This is a genomic window from Psychrobacter halodurans (assembly GCF_017498075.1).
Taxonomy (GTDB): Bacteria; Pseudomonadota; Gammaproteobacteria; order Pseudomonadales; family Moraxellaceae; genus Psychrobacter; species Psychrobacter celer.
This window is the reverse complement of the sequence record NZ_JAGBKN010000016.1, coordinates 48,695-68,115: the sequence shown is the minus strand read 5'-3', so window position 1 is coordinate 68,115 and position 19,421 is coordinate 48,695. Positions and strand designations below refer to the sequence as shown.

At 49.8% G+C, this 19,421-nt stretch carries 17 protein-coding genes; 10 read left to right on the top strand and 7 right to left on the bottom strand.

Annotated elements, in window-relative coordinates; genetic code table 11:
* Window positions 1–288: 288 nt before the first annotated feature.
* Window positions 289–1,149, bottom strand: coding sequence for a BON domain-containing protein (locus J3491_RS08520; protein ID WP_207969834.1), 861 nt, complete (start codon window positions 1,147–1,149; stop codon window positions 289–291).
* 264 nt (window positions 1,150–1,413) lie between these two features.
* Window positions 1,414–1,899, bottom strand: a complete 486-nt coding sequence (locus J3491_RS08515) for a YraN family protein (protein WP_207969833.1) — start codon at window positions 1,897–1,899, stop codon at window positions 1,414–1,416.
* 171 nt (window positions 1,900–2,070) lie between these two features.
* Between J3491_RS08515 and rsmI the strand changes: the two genes are divergently transcribed.
* Window positions 2,071–2,970: a 16S rRNA (cytidine(1402)-2'-O)-methyltransferase gene (rsmI, locus tag J3491_RS08510; protein WP_207969832.1), complete on the top strand. Its 900-nt coding sequence runs from the start codon at window positions 2,071–2,073 to the stop codon at window positions 2,968–2,970.
* A 58-nt stretch (window positions 2,971–3,028) separates the two neighbouring features.
* Window positions 3,029–4,048, top strand: coding sequence for an adenosine kinase (locus J3491_RS08505; RefSeq protein WP_207969831.1), 1,020 nt, complete (start codon window positions 3,029–3,031; stop codon window positions 4,046–4,048).
* A 110-nt stretch (window positions 4,049–4,158) separates the two neighbouring features.
* Here the strand turns inward: J3491_RS08505 and J3491_RS08500 are convergent, their stop codons facing one another.
* A complete protein-coding gene (locus J3491_RS08500) occupies window positions 4,159–5,469 on the bottom strand; it encodes an O-acetylhomoserine aminocarboxypropyltransferase/cysteine synthase family protein (protein WP_075102550.1) in 1,311 nt (436 codons plus the stop codon).
* A gap of 285 nt (window positions 5,470–5,754) precedes the next feature.
* Window positions 5,755–6,438 (bottom strand): Fe-S biogenesis protein NfuA, encoded by a 684-nt coding sequence (gene nfuA / locus J3491_RS08495; RefSeq protein WP_075102549.1) that lies wholly within the window; start codon window positions 6,436–6,438, stop codon window positions 5,755–5,757.
* 554 nt (window positions 6,439–6,992) lie between these two features.
* On the opposite strand from nfuA, the gene J3491_RS08490 reads away from it, so the two are divergent.
* The 4 genes from J3491_RS08490 (at window position 6,993) to J3491_RS08475 (ending at window position 11,590) form a co-directional block, all read left to right on the top strand.
* Complete coding sequence (locus J3491_RS08490) at window positions 6,993–7,970, top strand: alpha/beta fold hydrolase (RefSeq protein WP_207969830.1); 978 nt, start codon at window positions 6,993–6,995, stop codon at window positions 7,968–7,970.
* 217 nt (window positions 7,971–8,187) lie between these two features.
* Complete coding sequence (locus J3491_RS08485; protein WP_207969829.1) at window positions 8,188–9,234, top strand: bifunctional nicotinamide-nucleotide adenylyltransferase/Nudix hydroxylase; 1,047 nt, start codon at window positions 8,188–8,190, stop codon at window positions 9,232–9,234.
* A gap of 152 nt (window positions 9,235–9,386) precedes the next feature.
* Window positions 9,387–10,781 carry a nicotinate phosphoribosyltransferase gene (locus tag J3491_RS08480; protein ID WP_207969828.1) on the top strand — a complete coding sequence of 465 codons (1,395 nt, stop codon included), beginning with the start codon at window positions 9,387–9,389 and terminating at the stop codon, window positions 10,779–10,781.
* Complete coding sequence (locus J3491_RS08475) at window positions 10,775–11,590, top strand: SGNH/GDSL hydrolase family protein (protein WP_207969827.1); 816 nt, start codon at window positions 10,775–10,777, stop codon at window positions 11,588–11,590. Before J3491_RS08480 ends, J3491_RS08475 begins: the two co-directional genes overlap by 7 nt.
* A gap of 91 nt (window positions 11,591–11,681) precedes the next feature.
* On the opposite strand, the gene J3491_RS08470 is transcribed toward J3491_RS08475, so the two are convergent.
* The gene (locus tag J3491_RS08470; RefSeq protein ID WP_075102544.1) at window positions 11,682–11,960 is read right to left on the bottom strand and encodes a type B 50S ribosomal protein L31; all 279 of its coding nucleotides are present in this window, start codon (window positions 11,958–11,960) and stop codon (window positions 11,682–11,684) included.
* A gap of 430 nt (window positions 11,961–12,390) precedes the next feature.
* On the opposite strand from J3491_RS08470, the gene J3491_RS08465 reads away from it, so the two are divergent.
* Window positions 12,391–13,479: a GNAT family N-acetyltransferase gene (locus J3491_RS08465; protein WP_207969826.1), complete on the top strand. Its 1,089-nt coding sequence runs from the start codon at window positions 12,391–12,393 to the stop codon at window positions 13,477–13,479.
* 742 nt (window positions 13,480–14,221) lie between these two features.
* Window positions 14,222–15,745, top strand: a complete 1,524-nt coding sequence (locus J3491_RS08460; protein WP_207969840.1) for an FAD-dependent oxidoreductase — start codon at window positions 14,222–14,224, stop codon at window positions 15,743–15,745.
* 193 nt (window positions 15,746–15,938) lie between these two features.
* On the opposite strand, the gene J3491_RS08455 is transcribed toward J3491_RS08460, so the two are convergent.
* On the bottom strand, window positions 15,939–16,622 hold the full coding sequence (locus J3491_RS08455) for an LOG family protein (RefSeq protein WP_207969825.1): 684 nt from the start codon (window positions 16,620–16,622) through the stop codon (window positions 15,939–15,941).
* A gap of 317 nt (window positions 16,623–16,939) precedes the next feature.
* Here J3491_RS08455 and J3491_RS08450 point away from each other — a divergent pair, with 317 nt between their 5' ends.
* Window positions 16,940–17,851, top strand: coding sequence for an alpha/beta hydrolase family protein (locus J3491_RS08450; protein WP_207969824.1), 912 nt, complete (start codon window positions 16,940–16,942; stop codon window positions 17,849–17,851).
* A 23-nt stretch (window positions 17,852–17,874) separates the two neighbouring features.
* On the opposite strand, the gene J3491_RS08445 is transcribed toward J3491_RS08450, so the two are convergent.
* Complete coding sequence (locus J3491_RS08445) at window positions 17,875–18,582, bottom strand: putative quorum-sensing-regulated virulence factor (protein ID WP_243456252.1); 708 nt, start codon at window positions 18,580–18,582, stop codon at window positions 17,875–17,877.
* A gap of 201 nt (window positions 18,583–18,783) precedes the next feature.
* On the opposite strand from J3491_RS08445, the gene J3491_RS08440 reads away from it, so the two are divergent.
* Window positions 18,784–19,404, top strand: a complete 621-nt coding sequence (locus J3491_RS08440) for a M23 family metallopeptidase (RefSeq protein WP_243456250.1) — start codon at window positions 18,784–18,786, stop codon at window positions 19,402–19,404.
* The last annotated feature ends 17 nt before the right edge of the window (window positions 19,405–19,421 follow it).

Sequence of the window (19,421 nt, the reverse complement as noted above, 5' to 3'; positions counted from 1 at the left end):
GGGATAAATTTTACGCAGCCTCTGTCGGCGCAGGCACAGCACGCAAGGAAAATTTATACCAGTTCCACGTTGACATATAATGTATCTGTTTTATTGAGAATTGACTATATCATCAGTCACTTACTGCGGATTATTTATAGCCATTCACTTACAGAGTGATCAGTTTACTGGCTGCCAAAAGATTTCTCGTGTTTTTCCTGTTACTCGTGTTTAGGCTTCTTGTCATCAGCGGCGGCTATATCAGCGCCAAATACAATCGAGGTACTGGCTCACGATCGCACGAGGTATTTACGGATTTTGATAAATATCGACACTCTCACTAGCAGAAGCCTCACTAGCAGAGGAATCGATAGGCGTACCCGCTTCGGTCACCACTATAGGCGTGGTGGCGCGGGCTGGGCTGGGCGCGACTGCACTGCTCGGCTCATCAGCAACGCGCGCGGCAGCCGAGCGCTGCACAACTGGCGCTAACGCCGGATTGGCCAAATTGTCCTCATACATAATATCGTCTTCACCAATCTTTACCCCTCTATCATCGACAACGGTCGTCAATAGCACAAGCTCGGTCACTCCTACGGTGTTGTTGGCGATATCGATTAAGTGGCTTTGCTGCGTCGGTGTCACACGCCCCATGACATAGACCACGCCGTTGTTGCTCACCACCTTGATTTGGGAGGCTTTGACGCCGTTACTTGTCGCGACTTTTGCCAGCATTTTTGAGGTGATATAACCATCATGGACAGTCGAGCTATAACCCTTTGAGGCACTGACGGTCAGCTCATTATAGACACGGCGCACGTCTGGCATGGAGCTGACGACGTTTTCTATCTCCGTCTTGATCGCAGCACTTGGCACCTCACCGCTCAGCAGCACTTCACTATTAAAGCTATCGATACTCATGCGGCTGGTCTGCTGCAAGTCTTCTTTTAGACCATAGACATTGATTTTGGCAGTGTGTTCGATGCTACGATCCAGCAGACGCTGCGGAATGGTACGCTCAGTCATGGGCACACCATAAGTCCCTTGAGTACTGTTGGTCAGATAATTGGTGGTACAACCCGTACTAATGACGCTTGCCAGCAGCACAGCGCCTATCGTCATGCGGTATGATGAGCCAAAAATAGCAGTGCGCAAGTGCATCCGTGTCATGATTTACCTCTTAGAGCCTGATGAAATAAGTAAGATATTGGCGATGATTGATACGCAAGACATGCCATCGCTTTTTTATTGAGCTACTTTACTCAATTTTTTGGGTGAACGCTTAGGCTTTTGGTAACGATAACTCAACCGACAAACACCTTCGCATCGCTCGCGCACGCTCAAGCTCATTAATACAATAAGAATCAGCACCAAGCGCGCCAAGTGTACTCAGTAAATATGCTCAGTCATATAAGTAAAAAAGCCAATGCCGCCTTACCAAGCATTTGCCATAAACGCACCTATCAGCCACTGCGGCGACTCAGACATGTGGGCTTCTGCGAGTTTGTGCTTGCCTGCGGTATCATAAGCAATGACATCAAACCGGCAATCAAAATCTCTATACTCAGGGTGCTGCTGCAAAAAATAGCGCGCCGCCTTGATAAGTTTGTTTTGCTTGGATTTGGTGACGCTCAGCAGCGCATCGCCAAACCCTGATTGGCGCCGTTGACGCACTTCAATAAATACTAGGGTCGACCATGCCGCGCCCGTCTCTAGCATGACCAAGTCAAGCTCGCCGATTTTGGGTTGTTGCCAGTTTTGTGCAATCAGCGTCAAGCCTTGCGCCTGCAAAAACGCACAAGCGCGCTGCTCAAACAAGCTGCCTTGACGCTGCTTGGGCGAGCTAAGGCGTAAGGGTTTATGATGGGTCATAAGAGCAAGATACCTGCTGAACATTTCAGAATTATCATAGCACAACATGATAAACTAACCACTTTTGCGCCTTGTCTATATCTATGATCTGTCGCCATGGCTTGCATTCATGGGTCCGTTACGGTCTTTATTTCGATGTTGTGCTAAAGACCACACATCAAACGCCAAGATAGAGCATGGCGCTATATTGTATGCCCGACTTTTATAACAGAGGTTTTCATGTCCATCCCTACCGCGATGCCAGCTTGTTTATATATCGTTGCCACGCCGATTGGTAATCTGAGCGACATGACGCCGCATGCCATCGATGTCTTAAAACAAGTGGCCATCATTGCCTGTGAAGACACCCGCACCTCCGGCAAACTGCTATCGCACTTTGGTATCCATACCAAAGACAACAGTAGCGAGGCTGACGCGCCCAAAGCGCATAATAAGCTATGGGCCTATCACGAGCACAACAGCGCCATCCAAACGCCAAAGATTATCGAGATGATCCAGCAAGGCCATTCCGTCGCTTTGATCAGTGATGCTGGCACGCCACTGGTCAGTGACCCAGGCTATCAGTTGGTACAAGCAGCGCATGCCGCTGGCGTGAGAGTATCACCTGTGGTGGGTGCATCGGCTGCTATTGGCGCGCTATCGGTCGCAGGGCTGCCATCAGATCGATTTAGCTTTATTGGATTTTTGCCTGCCAAAACTCACGGTCGCCAAAAACAACTGACCGCCTTAACGACACGCACCGAAACCTTGATATTTTATGAAGCGCCGCACCGCATTCTGGCAAGCTTAGCGGACATGGCGGCGATATTTGGCGCTGATCGTGAAGTGGCGTTTTGCCGTGAGCTGACCAAAACCTTTGAGACCGTGCACAAAAGCACGCTTGGCAACTTGATTGAGTTTGTCAAAGCCGATGACAATCAGCAGCGCGGCGAAATCGTCTTGGTAATCGCAGGTGACCATACCGCCCAAGACGCCGACGACATCAGTGTGCACGATGCGTTACTACAGCGCCTACTGGAGGATTTATCGGTCAAAAAAGCCGCCGCCCTGGCCGCTGATATCACTGGTGTGAAAAAAAACGCACTCTATCAGCGCCTGCTTGAGCTACAAGCAAAATAGCTTGTGGTTATAAAAAATACTATACCAACAAATTAATCATTGAGTGAGGAGAGAGCAAATGTACGATGTAATGGCGATAGGCAACGCCTTGGTGGACCACGAGTACCTACTGTCCGATGCTGCCCTAGAAGAGACGGATCTGACCAAAGGCAATATGACACTGGCGGCTATCGAGGAGCAGCAGCAGCTACTGGCGTATTTCAAACTGGCAGAAATCGCCCCCTCAAAACAAGCGGGTGGCGGCTCAGCGGCCAATACCATGTACACCTTTGCCAGCCTCGGTGGCAAGCCGTTTTATGCTTGCCGCGTCGGTGATGATGCTCAGGGTGAGTTTTATCTAAAAGACTTGCACACTGCAGGCGTCGCTACTTCAAAAAAATCCGTACATACAGGCGGCGTCACAGGCTCTTGTGTGGTGGCGGTGACCGAAGATGGCGAGCGTACCATGCAAACCTATCTTGGAACCTCAAGCGACATCACAGCAGAAAACGTCGATTTTGACGCGCTGACGCAAGCCGACTGGCTGTATCTAGAAGGCTATCTGGCGATGACTGAGAGCATCCAACCTGCGATGACCAAACTGCGCCAGCAAGCAGGTATTCATAACGCCAAAATCGCGGTGAGCTTCGCTGACCCTGCGGTGGTGAAGTTTGCCAAAGACGGCCTACTCAATATGCTCGGCAATAAAGTTGCAGTGATATTCTGTAATAGCGAAGAGGCCAAGCTATTTACTGACAAAAAACAAATCAAAGCCGCCGCCCGCGCGCTCCTTGAGCATTGCCAGACCGCAGTCGTCACCGATGGCGCGAATGGCGCAATCATCGCTCACAAGTTAGATGACCACTCAGAGCTGGAGATGTATGAAGTCGCCACGCCAGCGGTGGCCAATGTCATCGACACCAATGGCGCAGGTGATAACTACGCGGGCGCTTTTTTATATGCGCTATCGCAGCACTATAGCTTGCCTGAGTGTGGTCGTCTGGCAAGCGCTGTCGCCGCCCAAGTCATTCAGCAATTTGGCCCGCGCCTTGCCTCCCAAGACTATAAAGAGATTGCGCAGCGCGTATTATCCGCTTAATAAACATATAATCTAAGCGATATTTCGTGCCAAATAAAAGCCCATATCTTATCGATATGGGCTTTTTTGTGACGTATAAATAGCGTACGGGTATGGCCAGTATGACGATATTAAGCCGCAGCCAATGCTTGTGCCAGATCGGCTTTGATGTCGTCGATATGCTCGATACCGATAGAGAGACGCACCATGTCAGCACTGACCCCAGCGTTGGCAAGCTCTTGCTCATTGAGCTGGCGATGGGTGGTGGTCGCTGGGTGACACGCCAACGATTTGGCATCACCGATATTGACCAAGCGCGTGATCATCTGCAGCGCATCGATAAAGCGGGCGCCAGCCTCCAGCCCGCCTTTTACCCCAAAGGTTAAAATAGCAGAAGGCGTGCCTTTCATGTATTTTTTGGCCAGCTCATGCTCAGGGTGATCCGATAGACCTGCGTACTTAACCCACGCGACTTTGTCATGGTCGCGCAGATACTCAGCGACGGCCTGGGCATTTTGTACATGGCGCTCCATACGTAGGCTGAGCGTCTCCATACCTTGCAAAATACCAAAGGCATTTAATGGGCTGATTGCCGCCCCAGTATTGCGTAGCGGTGCCACACGGGCACGAGCGATAAACGCTGCAGCGCCGACGTCTTTGACAAAATTGACACCATGATAGCTCTCATCTGGGGTATTGAGCAGCGGGAAACGCTCAGGATAGTCGCCCCAAGGGAACGTCCCACTATCGACAATCGCGCCGCCGATCGAGGTGCCCGTACCGCTCATGTACTTGGTCAATGAATGAATGACAATATCCGCGCCAAACTCAAACGGGCGGCAGAGCGCAGGCGTCGCCACCGTACTATCGATTACCACAGGCACGCCATACTCGTGAGCGATATCACTTAGCGCTTGGATATCTACGATATTACCCAGCGGATTGCCGATACTCTCAGCAAACACCATCTTGGTCTTATCATCGATAAGATCGCGAATTGCTTCTGGCTCTTTGTGGTCAAAAAAACGTACTTCGATGCCTTGACGCGGTAGCGCATGGGCAAACAAGTTATAAGTACCGCCATATAGCGTCGATACCGCAACGATATTATCACCCGCTTCACAAATCGTCTGAATGGCATACGTGATGGCCGCCATGCCTGACGCCACCGCCAGCGCCCCGATACCACCTTCTAATGCAGCCACCCGCTCTTCTAGTACCGCATTGGTTGGGTTCATGATACGGGTATAGATATTGCCTGCAACCTTGAGATCAAATAAGTCAGCACCGTGCTGGGTGTTGTCAAACGCGTATGAGCTGGTGTGATAAATAGGTACAGCGACCGCTTTGGTCGTTGGCTCAACTTGGTATCCGGCATGGATGGCCAAGGTTTCAAGACGCGGTGTATTCTGGTTTTGCTGGTCTGGCTGTCCGTCACTCATACTGTGCTCCTATGTAGGTATTTATGATTCAATAAGGATATCATGATAAAAAATGTCAAATCGTTATCTTTACGCCGCTGTCGCTAAACGCCGTCTACAAAAACGATAGGCATAAAAAAAGCTGAGTTAATCATAACTCAACTTCTTTATGAAAAGAATAGCAAATCATTCATCTCTTAATGACAAAAATTCATAAGCGACCATACTATTTGATCTAAGTAGCTTTATTTAAGACTTAAGTAGCGTTGTCTAAGCTGAATGGTTTGAGCGACTTTGCCGCGCCGATTATTTATAATACGCATTTTCAGTACGACTGTGGTCGGTTTCGTCAACCACTTGCGTCAGCTCAGGAATTTGCTGCTTAAGCTGGACTTCGACACCTTGGCGCAAAGTCATATCCACCGCTGAGCAGCCCTGACAGCCACCACCGAACTTTAGCACGGCTGTCAGACCAACGCCTTCTTCGTCGATCAGCTCTAGCAAGTCCACCATACCGCCGTGCGCGGCCAAGCCTGGGTTAATCTCTGATTGCAAGATATAGTTGATACGCTCTTCGACACTAGCATCAGCACCGACCTTTGGTACTTTTGAGTTTGGCGCACGGAAGGTGAGCTGCCCACCAAAACGGTCTTTATTATAATCAATCACCGCATCTTCTAAGTACGGCACTGAAGCCGCCTCGATAAACGCAGAAAAATCGTCATACGTGAGCACCAAATCCGCGCTGTCTTCTTCGCCTGGCTGATTGTACGCCATGCAGCACTCGGCGCGCGGCGTACCTGGATGCTCAACAAAAATACGGACACCGATACCGTCGGTGTCTTGCTTGGCCAACAAATCGGCCAAATAACCTTGCGCCGACTCTGTGATAGTGATGTTACTTTTTACGTCCGCTTGCTCAGTATCTAGCGCTGACTCATAGTCTGCTGACTGATCCAACTGATTAGCAGCTTGATTGTGCTCACTCATAATGTTTCCTATGTGTTATGACACAAACGCGATACCTGTCGTGGCTACTGTGTCGTGAATGTAGAGTGTGTAACGATAAGGGGGTACCAACTGCACCGATTTATCATCTGATGGGCGTGTCTGTCACGGGTTGCTCACGCCTACCAAGGCTTTGTGGCATTTATACTCATTATTATAGCGTATTCAGGCGACAATTCCGACTGCCCCACTGTGAATTAACACCGCTTGCAGACAGCCTTGCCCTGAGTCTGATCGTTGATATGCTCTCCTTTATATAAAGACGACTCTCCTATTTATCAAGCAGCACCTCCGTGGTTGTTTCTCAACGCTTGACGCTTTGACCTCTGATGCTCTAATTCCTGAAATTCCTGATGCCTTAATTCCTAGCGCCTTATTTCTGACACCTTTATCATTTATCGCTCAATTTGCTTCATTCATATACTCATTTGGCTCAGTTGGTCACAAAACGGCCATCAAAGACTCATCAATTATGGTATAACTAAGCGGCAGTTATAGGGATATTGTGATAAAAACTGAGGGTAAAAGAGCGCTTTATGATGACACGGACGCGGCATCTCGTGACGACCAAGGACGGCGAGCAAATAGCCGTTTGGCGGGTAGCAAACAGTATCAAACAACACGCAGACGCAACGACTGGCGCACCTTGCGCGCCTGATACGAGCGTCAAGGCACAAAATATATTTTTGACTCATGGCACCTTTTCAGACAAACAAACCTGTCTAAAAATCGCCGAGTATCTGGCCGGTCTAGGCCATCAGTGCTACATCATGGAGTGGCGCGGCCATGGTGACAGCCCAGCGCCTAAAGAGGCGTTTGATTTTGAGACCGTCGCAACCTATGATTATGAGGCGACTTTTCGCTACTTTTTTGATGAATTACAACTCAATAATCTGCACTGCGTCACCCATAGCGGCGGCGGCGTGGGCCTGACGATGTTTTTGATTCAATATCCAGATTATATCGATAAAATCAACAGCGCCACTATGTTTGCCTGTCAAGCGTTTGGAGCGGCCGTCAGCCCTATCAGCTACGCCAAGATACTTGCCGCCAAGCTTGTGACAAAAGCGGTCGGTTATATCCCTGCCAAAAAGCTCAAACTGGGGCCGATCAACGAAAGCTATCACACCATGAACCAGTGGTTTGATTGGAACTTACAACAAAACTTTAATAGCAGCCGCAAACAGACTGCCGACAATACCCCTTTTGATTATCGACAGCACATGCCGATGGTTACGATACCTATCTATGCCATCAGTGCCAAGGGCGATAACTTCATCTCCCCAACCGCTGGCTGTCTGCGGTTTTTTGATGCCTTTAACCGTGCTACTAATAACAGCCCTTCTTCTGTCCTCAACTCTACTAATAATAACGCTACCAATGTCTTTCGAGAATACGCGCGCAGCCGTGGTGATTTAGACGATTATACCCATAGCCGCATTATGATTAGCCGTCATGCAGCGACAGAGATTTGGCCAACGGTCGCCGCTTGGATCGAACAGCACGCCAGATGACTTGATCGTTATAGCGCCAGATGATCACCACCGTAAAGGCGTTAGCGCCTGCTCGCTCCTTTTTTGGTAAATCAGCAAACCCATACTCAGCAAACCCATACACGGTATAAAACATCTTTGCACTTGTCAGTGGCGCTGCTGCTGTGTCAGTATTGGCAGCATGGTTTTTAGCCTTTATTTTTATTAATGACATATCAATGGCAGGACAGTGGCACATATGGGTGATTCAGTAGAGCAGCAAACAGATAAGCGCAGACACTATCGTTATCTGGTCTTTATCGGACGTTTTCAGCCTTTTCATCGAGGGCATAAAGCGGTCGTCGACGAGGCGCTACAACGCGCTGATGAAGTGATTATGCTGATTGGCTCAGCCAACCTACCACGCAGCCTACGCAATCCTTTTAGCGTCGCTGAGCGTGCCGCGATGATTAAGGGCGCGTACTCATCTGCTGATGCCGCGCGCATCCACTGCGTGGGGTTAGATGATGCACTATATAATGACACGCGCTGGCTTCAATACGTACAAGCCTGTGTCAAGTCTGTCACAGGTGATTTGCAAAGTGATATCGGCCTGATAGGCCACTCAAAAGACAGCTCGTCGTATTATCTATCATTGTTTCCCAACTGGGACTCTGTCTCCGTTCCCAATTATCACAACCTATCAGCCACGCCTATCCGCGACAGCTATCTAATGGGGGCGACGCCAACACCTGAGCGTACGCCTGAGTCCACCCGTCACGTGCTCGATGATTTCAAAAAAACCGAAGACTATCAACAGCTGCACGAAGAAGCCGATTTTATCGATAAATATAAAAGACAATGGCAGTCTGCGCCCTATCCGCCCACCTTTATGACTGCTGATGCGCTGATTGTACAATCAGGCCATATCTTATTGGTAGAGCGCCGCAGCATGCCAGGACGTGGGCTTTGGGCATTGCCCGGTGGGTTTGTGAACCCAAAAGAGACCTTGTTTGATGCCTGTATCCGTGAGCTACGCGAGGAGACACGCCTCAAAGTCCCTGAGCCAGTATTACGCGGCTCTTGCCATAGTCAGCATACCTTTGATGATCCGTACCGCTCCGCGCGCGGTCGTACGATTACCCAAGCGTTTTATTTTCAGCTAAAAAACGACCCAAAAGGCTTACCCAAAGTCAAAGGCGGCGACGATGCAGCCAAGGCTTTTTGGCTGCCGCTGGCTGAGCTGGACGCCACCATGATGTTTGAAGACCACTATGCGATCATTACCAAAATGGTAGGGCTATAATTGGCAAACAGCGCGCTGAGTTTTTATGATTATTGTGTTAAAAACAGGCTAAGTAACGTTTTCATGCCGGCACCGATAGACGGTAATGGCTCACCGCCGCAGCTGTCATATAACAAGGCAGCCGCGGCATCTTAACGCAGAGGAGTTCTGTGATGTACACTGGCAATCTGAGTAATTTACTCTTAAATAGCGACAGCTACAAGACCTCACATTGGATGCAATACCCAAGCGGTAGTGAGTATCTGTCAAGCTACATTGAGGCGCGTAAAGGCGACTACGACGTGGTGTTTTTTGGTCTACAAGCTTTCATCAAAGAGTACCTCAGCACCCCTATCACCCATCAAGATATCGATGAAGCTGAAATGGTCATTCAAGCGCATGGCTTGACCTTTAACCGTGCAGGCTGGGAGCGTTTGGTCGATAAACACGGTGGCTACCTGCCACTACGTATCGAGGCCGTCCCTGAAGGCAGCATCGTCCCTGTCTCAAACGTCGTCTGCCAAGTCATCAATACCGATCCTGAGTTTTACTGGCTACCAAGCTATATCGAGACCGCACTGCTACGCGCTATTTGGTACCCCTCCACCGTCGCTAGCGTCTCGCATTACTGTAAAGGCATCATTCGTCAGGCCCTAGAAAAATCTGCCGACAATAGCGACTCGCTTACATTTCGGCTGCATGATTTTGGCGCGCGCGGTGCCTCTAGCCAAGAATCAGTCGCTTTAGGCAGTTTGGCGCATTTAGTAAACTTTGCAGGGACCGACTCGATGACAGCGCTGGTCGCCGCCAGCCGTTGGTATCGGATGGATAAAGACATGCCAGCGTTTTCGATTCCGGCCGCCGAGCACAGTACCATGACCGCTTGGGGCCGCGACGGCGAGACAGCCGCCTTTGCCAATATGCTTACGCAGTTTGGCGGCGAGGGCAAAAGCATCTCTGTAGTCTCTGACAGCTACGACTTATGGAACGCCATAGATAATATCTGGGGCGGCCGTCTCAAAGACGAGGTCAAAAACATGGGCGGCACGCTGGTCATCAGACCAGACAGCGGCGAGCCTGCCAAAGTGGTACGCGAAGCTTTAGAGCGCTTGGCTGTGAAGTTTGGCACGACCATCAATAGTAAAGGCTATAAGGTATTGCCAGATTATGTGCGTATCATCCAAGGCGATGGCATCAGCCCAAACACTTTGGGCAGCATCATCGATGTAGTGCTAAAGGCTGGGTTTAGCGCGGATAACATCACCTTTGGGATGGGCGGCGGATTATTGCAGCAAGTCAACCGCGACACCATGAGCTGGGCGATGAAAGCCAGCGCCATTTGTATCGATGGCGTTTGGAAGGATATCTATAAGGATCCTGTGACCAGTCGTTCAAAACGCTCAAAAAAAGGCCGCTTGGCGTTGATCAATCAGACCCAAGGCCAACCAAAAACCATCAAACTCGACGACTTATCGACTGCTGACAACCTACTACGGGATGTGTATGTCGACGGTAAGCTGTTGATCGACGACAGCCTGACCACCATTCGGGAGCGTGCAGGATGGTAGCTTCTCTAAATTTATCCAAAAAAGATATGCTGCTTGCGCCAATTTATCTGTACCAAGGTATCAAGGTCAAACGTGATACGGTACGCCTCCCTGAGCCTACCGGTGAGAGATGTGGCCGGGTCACTCTAGTGTCAGCGACTAAGACGCCCGCCCAAGCATCGAAGCCTGCCCTACAGTTGATGATCGTCGGCGACTCCGCAGCAGCAGGGGTCGGGACGTTGACACAGCAAGAAGCGCTGGCAGGCAAGCTAATCCCCATTCTGCAACAACAGCCAGTTATTCATAGCCAGTTTGCTGAGATTGTCTGGTCGTTGCAGGCGACGACGGGGCACACCAGCTTTGATATTTTGCGGCGATTGTATGTGCTGTCTGCGCCCAGCCAGCCTGTTGATCTCATGGTTTTGAGCGTCGGGGTCAATGACACCACAGCAAACGTCTCCCCCGACCAGTGGCAACAGCAACTCGAGCAGATCATCGCCATTGCTCAGCGCAAGTTTGGCGCGCGTAAGATTGTCTTCTCAAGCCTACCACCGATGGCACAAATGCCAGCACTACCCGCGCCGCTCAACGCCTTTATCGGTGCCAAAGCCATGGCGCTCGATAAGGTATTACAAAACGTGTGTCAGGCTCAGGGCGGTGTACACTACATGGCGGCTGACTTTGCGATGATGGCCGAAATGCACAGCGGCAGCGGCTCCATTGATAGCGCGGCGATGTTTGCCAGTGATGGCTTTCACCCCAGCAGCTTGACTTATGGCTTGTGGGCGCAGCAGCTGGCGGCACTAATCGCACAGCTCCTTGAGCGCTAACAGATGCTGGCTGATTTGACATAAAAAAACCGCTGAATGATCAGCGGTTTTTTTTATACTGCGCCACATAACATGACGCGATAAGCGCATATTACTCAGCAGAGTCAGCCGCTTTTTTGCTACGGCCACCGAATGCACCAAAGCGTTTGTTAAAGCTAGCAACACGGCCTTCAGTAGAGGTTTTACGCTGCTCGCCTGTATAGAATGGGTGCGATGCACTTGAGATATCAAGTGGGAAGTATGGGTATTCTTTACCTTCGTACTCACGAGTGGCTTTTGTGCTGACCGTTGAGCGAGTCAAGAAAAACACATCAGCGTTGGTGTCGTGAAACAAAACTTCTTGGTAGTTAGGATGGATATCTTTACGCATAATAATCTCTCTATGTCCGATGTATGTATCAGGCGGCTTGATGAGCAATCAAACACATGCTGGCATACGTAACTGAGGCACTAAGGACATGTCTAAGAGTGGCAACTGCATCACTGGCTTATTCCAGCACCCAACACCACGCCTCTGTTCACTTAGCCTTTCCCCAGCGGGAAAATCAAACCGCGATTTTAACGGTTTTTGGCATTTGATGCAAGAGCGTGTCCCAACTTTGCGCGGCATCTTTTACCCACACTAGAGCCGTGCTGGCGCTTTTACGCCGATCCCTACTAAATTAAAAACCTGTGCTCAGCCTTCTATATTCAATATATTACATAAAAGCCTTTCTCTTCTTGTTTACCCCTTGGTTTATTGGTATATTCATATATACGGATTTATGAATATAAAGGCAAACCTCTGAGGGAGCAGAAGGATGGATACCGTACAGATAGATTTTCTTAATATCGATCAACAGTGGGACAAAAAGATAAAACACTGTCATTTTGATATATATCATTTATCGGGCTGGGTGGCGGCTTCGGCGATAGTCGATAAAGGCACGCCGATGGGACTGATGGCCACCTATAAAAACAAACAGCTTTTTTTGCCCATTATCATCCGTGAAATAGACTCAGCATACTGGGATGCAACCACCACTTACGGCTATGGTGGCCCACTGATGGACAAGTCGCTTAGTGATGCGCAGGTAGATTATATGCTGCAAGCAGTAAAGGAGCGGCTTTTTGCTAAAGGTTGCGTGTCGTTATTTATGCGCCTGCACCCTATTATCAATAAAGACTGGATACCGACGGTTGGTAAGGCTTTGACTCATGGTCTTACGCTGATGTCTAATCTGAGTCAGTCTGAGGCCGCGCACTGGAGCGAGACGCAAAACCGTCATCGCCGAGGCATCAAAAAAGCCATCAAGCACAATGTCGTGACCAAAATTGAGCGGCTGACCAAAGCCAGTGCGCTGGTGTTTTCTACCATTTATAAAGAAACCATGGCGCATGTGCAGGCCGATCAATACTACTTTTTTGATGACGATTACTTTTTTAATCTGCTAGAAAACCTACAAGAGCGGATACTACTCATCACCGCCTATCAAGACGATACGCCGATTGCGTCTGCTATTTATACCCTCTGCCGAGAGTCTGGCATCATGCAGTTTCATCTCGGCGGCACGTGCGGTGCCTACTCTCATCTGCAGCCCTCCAAGCTAATTACCCATACCGCCCGTAGTTGGGGTAGAGAAAACAACTATCACATTCTCCACCTAGGCGGCGGTGTGGGCGGAGCGCTGGATTCTTTATACGAGTACAAAAAAGGCTTTAGCTCACAAGAGTTGCTGTTTAAGACCTATAGGCTCATCATCAACCCAGACAAGTATGCCAAGCTGGTAGCCGCGCGTAGACTGACCCCAGACGAGTCACATTCAGACTTTTTCCCCTTATATAGAAAACCTGCCACTACCGTGCGTGCGGCAAAAACCGCACCAGCTGAAGCGCTCGCAGATATATAGAGCGCCCTTCACATTCGTCTTTTATACGACCATCATCTGAATCACCATCACCCTAACCGTCATAAGCCAACACAAAAAGCAGCCACCATCATGGCTGTTCTTGACTAGGGCGTATCTTTATTTTAAAAATGTGGATAAAGATAAGACACATTGCTGTCAAATAAAAAAAGTGAAGACCAGTAGCGCTGTCGCTGTATTAAGGTTTGTTCACTATATAGCGCAGGCTAAAAACGCGGCGTTTGTCTCAATGTATACTGTTACAAAAGCCGGATTATTTTACAAACATCAACGCTACTTGCAGCGGTCACCCCTTATCCTTTTGGCTAATTTTTATTCTAAAACCACCAGACTGCCTACCTTTTATACCACGGCGCCTTGTCGCTTTTACAGCCTATGGGTTGTCATGCTCTCGGCTCTACTGACAAAACTCATGCATGTACTTACGTATTTGTCATCTTATGCTCGCCTCAACTTTCGTAAAATATCCCCTTATATTAAAACAGCTTTATATAAATAATCAGCATTGACTAACAATGACGATAAGATGTTGAAGTTGACGATAGGCGCACGCATATCAGAAGCGACCGACCCTATAATCAATAAGTGCAGCCTAAGCGCGGCTCAGGCTATCAAGGATATGACAACGACAATGACGCAATACGTTTATCACAACACCAACTCTAGCCATAGCGGCATACCAGCCAATACAGCCACTGATGCAGCATCGGCGAAGACGGCGGACATGCCGCAACCGGCAAAGCGTGTGGGTATCTTAGGCGGCGGCACGGCAGGCGCGACGATTGCCATTCGCTTGGCTGCATTAGGGCTTGAGACGTATGTGTTTGAAAAAAAACAATCTCTCATCGACGGCCCACCAATGTGCCACTTGCATGCCGGCGGCAACTTGTATCGCGAAATCCCTGATGAAGACTGCGTCGCCTTACTCAAGCAGTGTATCGATATTTTGCGCTTATACCCTTATACCATCGATGTGCGCCCCACCGTGTTTGCCGTCCCGACACGCGATGAAGGCTTGCCTGAGGATTTGTTACCACGCCTTGATATTTTGACAGACGCCTATCGCGAGCTGATTGCGCAGGACCCAAACAATAAAGTCTTGGGCGAGCCCGAGGACTACTATCAGCTCTATAACCATGAGCAGTTGCTGGCGCTGGCCGAGCGTGAGCAAGTCGCCATCCCTCGCACCGTCGATGAGTGGATGATACCAGTTGCCAAGTATCTGGATTTAAACAAAGTCAAGTTCCCGCTTATCGTCGTCCAAGAGTACGGCTGGAATATCTTTCGCCTTGCCGCGTCAGCACAGCTAGCATTGGCAGAGTATGAGCACGCTCATGTGTTTACCGATACGACGGTGACACAGGTCATGCCCGTCGATTGTGAAAACTGTACAAACGCCGATCACCATGTGACCAAATGGCGCATCGACTACCAATCAGCAAGCAGCTCTACAGAGGCGGTGCAAGAAGACGCGATCGAGGTCGACTACCTGATCAATGCGTGCGGATTTCGTACAGGGGTCATCGATGATATGGTCGGTGTCGCCGTCACCCGTATGGTCGAATTTAAGTCCTCCTATATCACCCACTGGGGCGAAGCTGGTGGTCAGATACCCGAGATCATCGTCTATGGCAATCGCGGCACCCCTGAGGGCATGGCACAGCTGACGCCTTATCCTGATGGTTACTTTCAGATTCATGGCATGAGTCATGCCATTACTTTGTTTGATGATGGGTTGGTGGCGTCGAATACTGACAGCGCCCAGCCCAAGCTACCGCAGCAGTACGTACACTACATCGAGGATGGCTGGGACAAAGCGCCGCTACAAGCGCGTAGCCAACAAGCCATCGATTATGTGGCGCAGTTTGTACCGACCTTTCATAGTGCTCGTAGCGTTGGCAATGCCCTGTATGGTGGGCAGCAAATCCCTGGAGAAGACGATACTTTGCGCGTCGCTGACGTCAGCTTGTACGCCGATATCCGCTATGCCCGTGCAGAAAACGTCAAAGCCTCCTCGACCTTGATTGCAGCGGATCAAATCGTCAATGAGCTGGCTGAGCTGGGTTTGGTGACAACAGATACGCCCGCAAACCGTCACCGCTATGCTCATAAATGGCCATATCTGGCGCACAACGATAGCTTAACCATCGATAGTGTGGCTCGCGAGCTGGCTGAGCAGCGCGGTTTTCCAATGGCCATGGCAGGAGTAAACCATGGTATCCGTGAGGCCATACTGTCCAGCTTATGAGGCATCGCTGATCTTGGCTTATTTTTGCTTCTATCCCGCTCACAGCGCAGACGAAGCAAAATTCCTACTCAATAATTCAATAAAAAAGCGCAGACCACCGTTATTGGATAGCCTGCGCTTTTTGGCCTCTGAGCGTCTTGCTCTCTGAGAGCTTGAATCTCTGGGTTTGGCAGTCTGTGAGTCTTTGCACATTTTAGCTTTCGCTGCCCGCCATTTTTTCGGTATCGACAGCATCGTCGATGGTGACCACAGTCTTTAGCATCTCAATCGCTTCACCGATGGTATTACACACCACCAGACGCGCCAAATCTTCTTGCTTCATAAATCCTTGCTCAGCGGTATAGGCCAAGTGCTCTATCATTCGGTCATAAAACCCATTGATATTCAGAATAATCATGGGTTTTTCGTGCTGATAAAGCTGACGCCACGTGGCAATCTCCATGATCTCCTCGAGCGTGCCAAGCCCACCTGGTAAGGTGATAAAAGCATCGGCATACTCTGCCATGACGGTTTTTCGCGTGTGCATGGTGTCGGTCAAATGTAGGCGTGTTAACTGATTGTGAGCGATTTCGTGTTTGAGCATAAAGGTTGGAATCACACCGACCGCTTGAGCGCCGCCGTTGACGACCTCATCCGCCACCGCCCCCATCAGCCCGATGCTAGCACCGCCATAGACCAGACCCATGCCGTTTTTTGCCAGCGCAAGACCCAGCTCGCGAGCAGCTTGCTCATACACTTCATGATTACCTAGGCGCGAGCCACAATACACCGCAACCAGCGGCATGGTCAGTGAGAACTTATCGACGGCTTTTTCGATATTGGTGATATCTTGACTGGTGATTACTTCATAAGTGTCGTTATTGATTTTCATTTGCATAGTGTTTCCTTAATTTTTATATTATTGTTTTTAGGTGAGTGCTCAGTTGACAGATGACGATAAAAATGTGACAAAGCGCCGCTCCAGTCATAGCGTATAGAACTTACAAGTCATCATTGCCCACCTCACCTACCCTCATTTATCTTAACATAAGCGCTGCTGTTACATGAGCTTGATATCATCAAAGCCGCGCATCAGAGCCTCATAACGGACTGACCATCACGCCGTTAGAGCCAGCCGAGCTGCCCAAACCTTGTAGCCGCCACAACCATAAAACGCCAGCCCCCACACTATAGATCAGACCCTAAGGCCGACTCATGGAAGAACCGCAAAACTCCCTACCAACAGACAGCCATGTCATAAAAACCGATGCCCTGAGTATCATGACTGAACGCAATCAGCCGCTAGCCGCGACAGTATATCGCCCGCAACATACAACAAAAGCGGCGGTCATGATAGCGCCTGCCACTGGTATTAAACGTCAGTTTTATCACCACTTTGCCACTTATTTGGCTACCTGCGGTTTTGGTGTAGTGACCTTTGACAACGAAGGTATCGGCGAGTCGTTAAGCACCGAGCTGCCCAAATGTGACGCCTCGTTGATCAGCTGGGGACGTCATGACCTGCCAGCCGTGCTTGATGCCCTGCAAGATGAGTTTGCCGATACCACATATCACATCATCGGTCACAGTGCCGGCGGTCAGCTGATTGGCTTGATGCCAAACTATCAGACCGTACAGTCTGTATTCAATGTCGCCTGCTCGTCAGGGCAAATCAAAAACATGGACATGCCCTATAAGCTCAAGGCCATGGGTTTTATGGATGCTTTTATTCCACTTAGCAGCTTGGTGTTAGGCTATACACCAGCGGATAAAATCGGTATGGGCGAGCCATTACCGCGCGGCGTTGCTCGGCAGTGGCGCGAGTGGTGCAATGGCGCAGGCTATATCAAAACCGCCTTTGGTCACAGCATACATACTCATTTTTATGATGAGCTTAGCATGCCCGCTTTATGGCTGGGGTTTAGCGACGATGATATCGCCAACAGCGAAAATATGGACGACATGATACGTGTGTTTACCAAGATGCCTGTCGAAAAGCGTTTTTATACCCCGCAAGATTTTGGTTTAAGTCGTATCGGTCATATGCGCTACTTTAGTCGCCGCACCCATGTAAAAGCCCCAGCACTATGGCAAATGGCGGTAGACTGGTTGGAGCAGCAGTGTTAGGACATGGTTTTTTAAGGCATACGTCAATCTTTTTGCGCGTTTTCTGCTTTGACGCGTTGGCGTAGAGCAGAGTACAGCGACGGCTGCAAATTATGGATATTACCTAGCATCCACTTGATATAGCCGATGGGCACTTCGGTGATAAGTCGGCCTTTATATTTGCCAAATGGCATCCTACTAGCAGGATTGGCTCGATTGGCGATGGCATGAGCCGCGGCAAAGTCTGTCGGCGCGATTTGTAGACGCGAGCAGCAGGCTTGATACAGCAGGTAACACATACGGGCGTCACCCAGCGCATCATGGGCAGCGCAGGTCAGCTCACTTGCTGCAGACTTACCCAGCAGCTGCTCGATACATTTAGACTGACCGTAGTAGCGCCACTCTGGGAAGGCCACACGGGCGAGGCGCACCGTACAGATCAGCTTGGTAGTCGGACGGCCTATCACGCGCCAGTCAAAGCGCACATTATGGCCGATGAGGTAGGTGGGCAAATCAAACGCTTGTAGATCAAAACGCTCAAGACCCGCCACATCATCGTCGGTGATACCATGTACTTTGATGACCACCGGTGAGATGACGCGGCCACTATTAAAGTACTTCATCCACTCAAACCCCGTCGCTACGTTGATGGTAGCAACCTGAATCGGTCTTGGGTCACGGCCTTGATCGGTTTCGGTATCGATAACCAAAGCAGTATCAGTCAGACTTGGCATATTGAGGCAATCAGTCATAAAACTCGCTGTAGCACGTGGGGTATCCATAATCGATAACAGTCTGTTTTACCCAGCGCAAACAACGCACGGTATCCCATAGACTGCTTTGTTGTTTATGGGGCTAAAATCCAAAGATAACAAGCAGATATAACAATGCGATACAAACCGGATAACGCAGGTCTCTTATAATATCTATGACCATACTGACAAAGGATCGCTATGATCACCGATGGCAACAAGCCACCATCAAGGCCCAATCCACCACCGCGGCCTAGGTTTTTTCGCCGCCTGCTCAAGCTGCTGATCAAAGCAGCAGTATTGTTTATGTTGCTGTTTGTATTAGACAGATTATGGCCCAGCATCAGCCAACAAACCCAATCCTTTGTCGCCGCCAAATGGCAACAGCTCAGCTTATTGCAGCAAGATTTGCCAACAGAAAACAGCCTGCCCTCGCCACTGCCTCAGCAAAACCTAAGCGACACGTGGGGCGCAGCGCGCAGTCAAGGCCGCACACACGAAGGGATCGATATATTTGCCGCGCGGGGCACACCGATACAAGCGACGACAGCAGGCATCGTCAGTAAGGTCGGCGAAAACACCCTAGGCGGGCGTGTGGTGGTCATCGTCGGTCCTGGCGGCGCTGGGCACTACTACGCACACTTAGAGGAGTATGCCGATATCGCCCCCAATGACTGGGTCAATGCGGGTGATGTCATCGGCTATGTCGGCGACAGCGGCAACGCCAAGGGCACACCGCCGCACGTACATTATGGGATTTATATCAAAGGCAATGCGGTCAATCCCTACCCGCTTTTACAAAAATCCGAGCCTGCTCGGTAGCCTGTCATGATAAGCAC

What these genes read in the sequence shown, in the direction of transcription:
- J3491_RS08520 (WP_207969834.1), bottom strand. Translation starts at nt 1,149, where the DNA reads ATGACACGGATGCACTTGCGCACTGCTATTTTTGGCTCATCATACCGC.
- J3491_RS08515 (WP_207969833.1), bottom strand. Translation starts at nt 1,899, where the DNA reads ATGTTGTGCTATGATAATTCTGAAATGTTCAGCAGGTATCTTGCTCTT.
- rsmI (WP_207969832.1), top strand. Translation starts at nt 2,071, where the DNA reads ATGTCCATCCCTACCGCGATGCCAGCTTGTTTATATATCGTTGCCACG.
- J3491_RS08505 (WP_207969831.1), top strand. Translation starts at nt 3,029, where the DNA reads ATGTACGATGTAATGGCGATAGGCAACGCCTTGGTGGACCACGAGTAC.
- J3491_RS08500 (WP_075102550.1), bottom strand. Translation starts at nt 5,469, where the DNA reads ATGAGTGACGGACAGCCAGACCAGCAAAACCAGAATACACCGCGTCTT.
- nfuA (WP_075102549.1), bottom strand. Translation starts at nt 6,438, where the DNA reads ATGAGTGAGCACAATCAAGCTGCTAATCAGTTGGATCAGTCAGCAGAC.
- J3491_RS08490 (WP_207969830.1), top strand. Translation starts at nt 6,993, where the DNA reads ATGATGACACGGACGCGGCATCTCGTGACGACCAAGGACGGCGAGCAA.
- J3491_RS08485 (WP_207969829.1), top strand. Translation starts at nt 8,188, where the DNA reads ATGGGTGATTCAGTAGAGCAGCAAACAGATAAGCGCAGACACTATCGT.
- J3491_RS08480 (WP_207969828.1), top strand. Translation starts at nt 9,387, where the DNA reads ATGTACACTGGCAATCTGAGTAATTTACTCTTAAATAGCGACAGCTAC.
- J3491_RS08475 (WP_207969827.1), top strand. Translation starts at nt 10,775, where the DNA reads ATGGTAGCTTCTCTAAATTTATCCAAAAAAGATATGCTGCTTGCGCCA.
- J3491_RS08470 (WP_075102544.1), bottom strand. Translation starts at nt 11,960, where the DNA reads ATGCGTAAAGATATCCATCCTAACTACCAAGAAGTTTTGTTTCACGAC.
- J3491_RS08465 (WP_207969826.1), top strand. Translation starts at nt 12,391, where the DNA reads ATGGATACCGTACAGATAGATTTTCTTAATATCGATCAACAGTGGGAC.
- J3491_RS08460 (WP_207969840.1), top strand. Translation starts at nt 14,222, where the DNA reads ATGCCGCAACCGGCAAAGCGTGTGGGTATCTTAGGCGGCGGCACGGCA.
- J3491_RS08455 (WP_207969825.1), bottom strand. Translation starts at nt 16,622, where the DNA reads ATGCAAATGAAAATCAATAACGACACTTATGAAGTAATCACCAGTCAA.
- J3491_RS08450 (WP_207969824.1), top strand. Translation starts at nt 16,940, where the DNA reads ATGGAAGAACCGCAAAACTCCCTACCAACAGACAGCCATGTCATAAAA.
- J3491_RS08445 (WP_243456252.1), bottom strand. Translation starts at nt 18,582, where the DNA reads ATGACTGATTGCCTCAATATGCCAAGTCTGACTGATACTGCTTTGGTT.
- J3491_RS08440 (WP_243456250.1), top strand. Translation starts at nt 18,784, where the DNA reads ATGATCACCGATGGCAACAAGCCACCATCAAGGCCCAATCCACCACCG.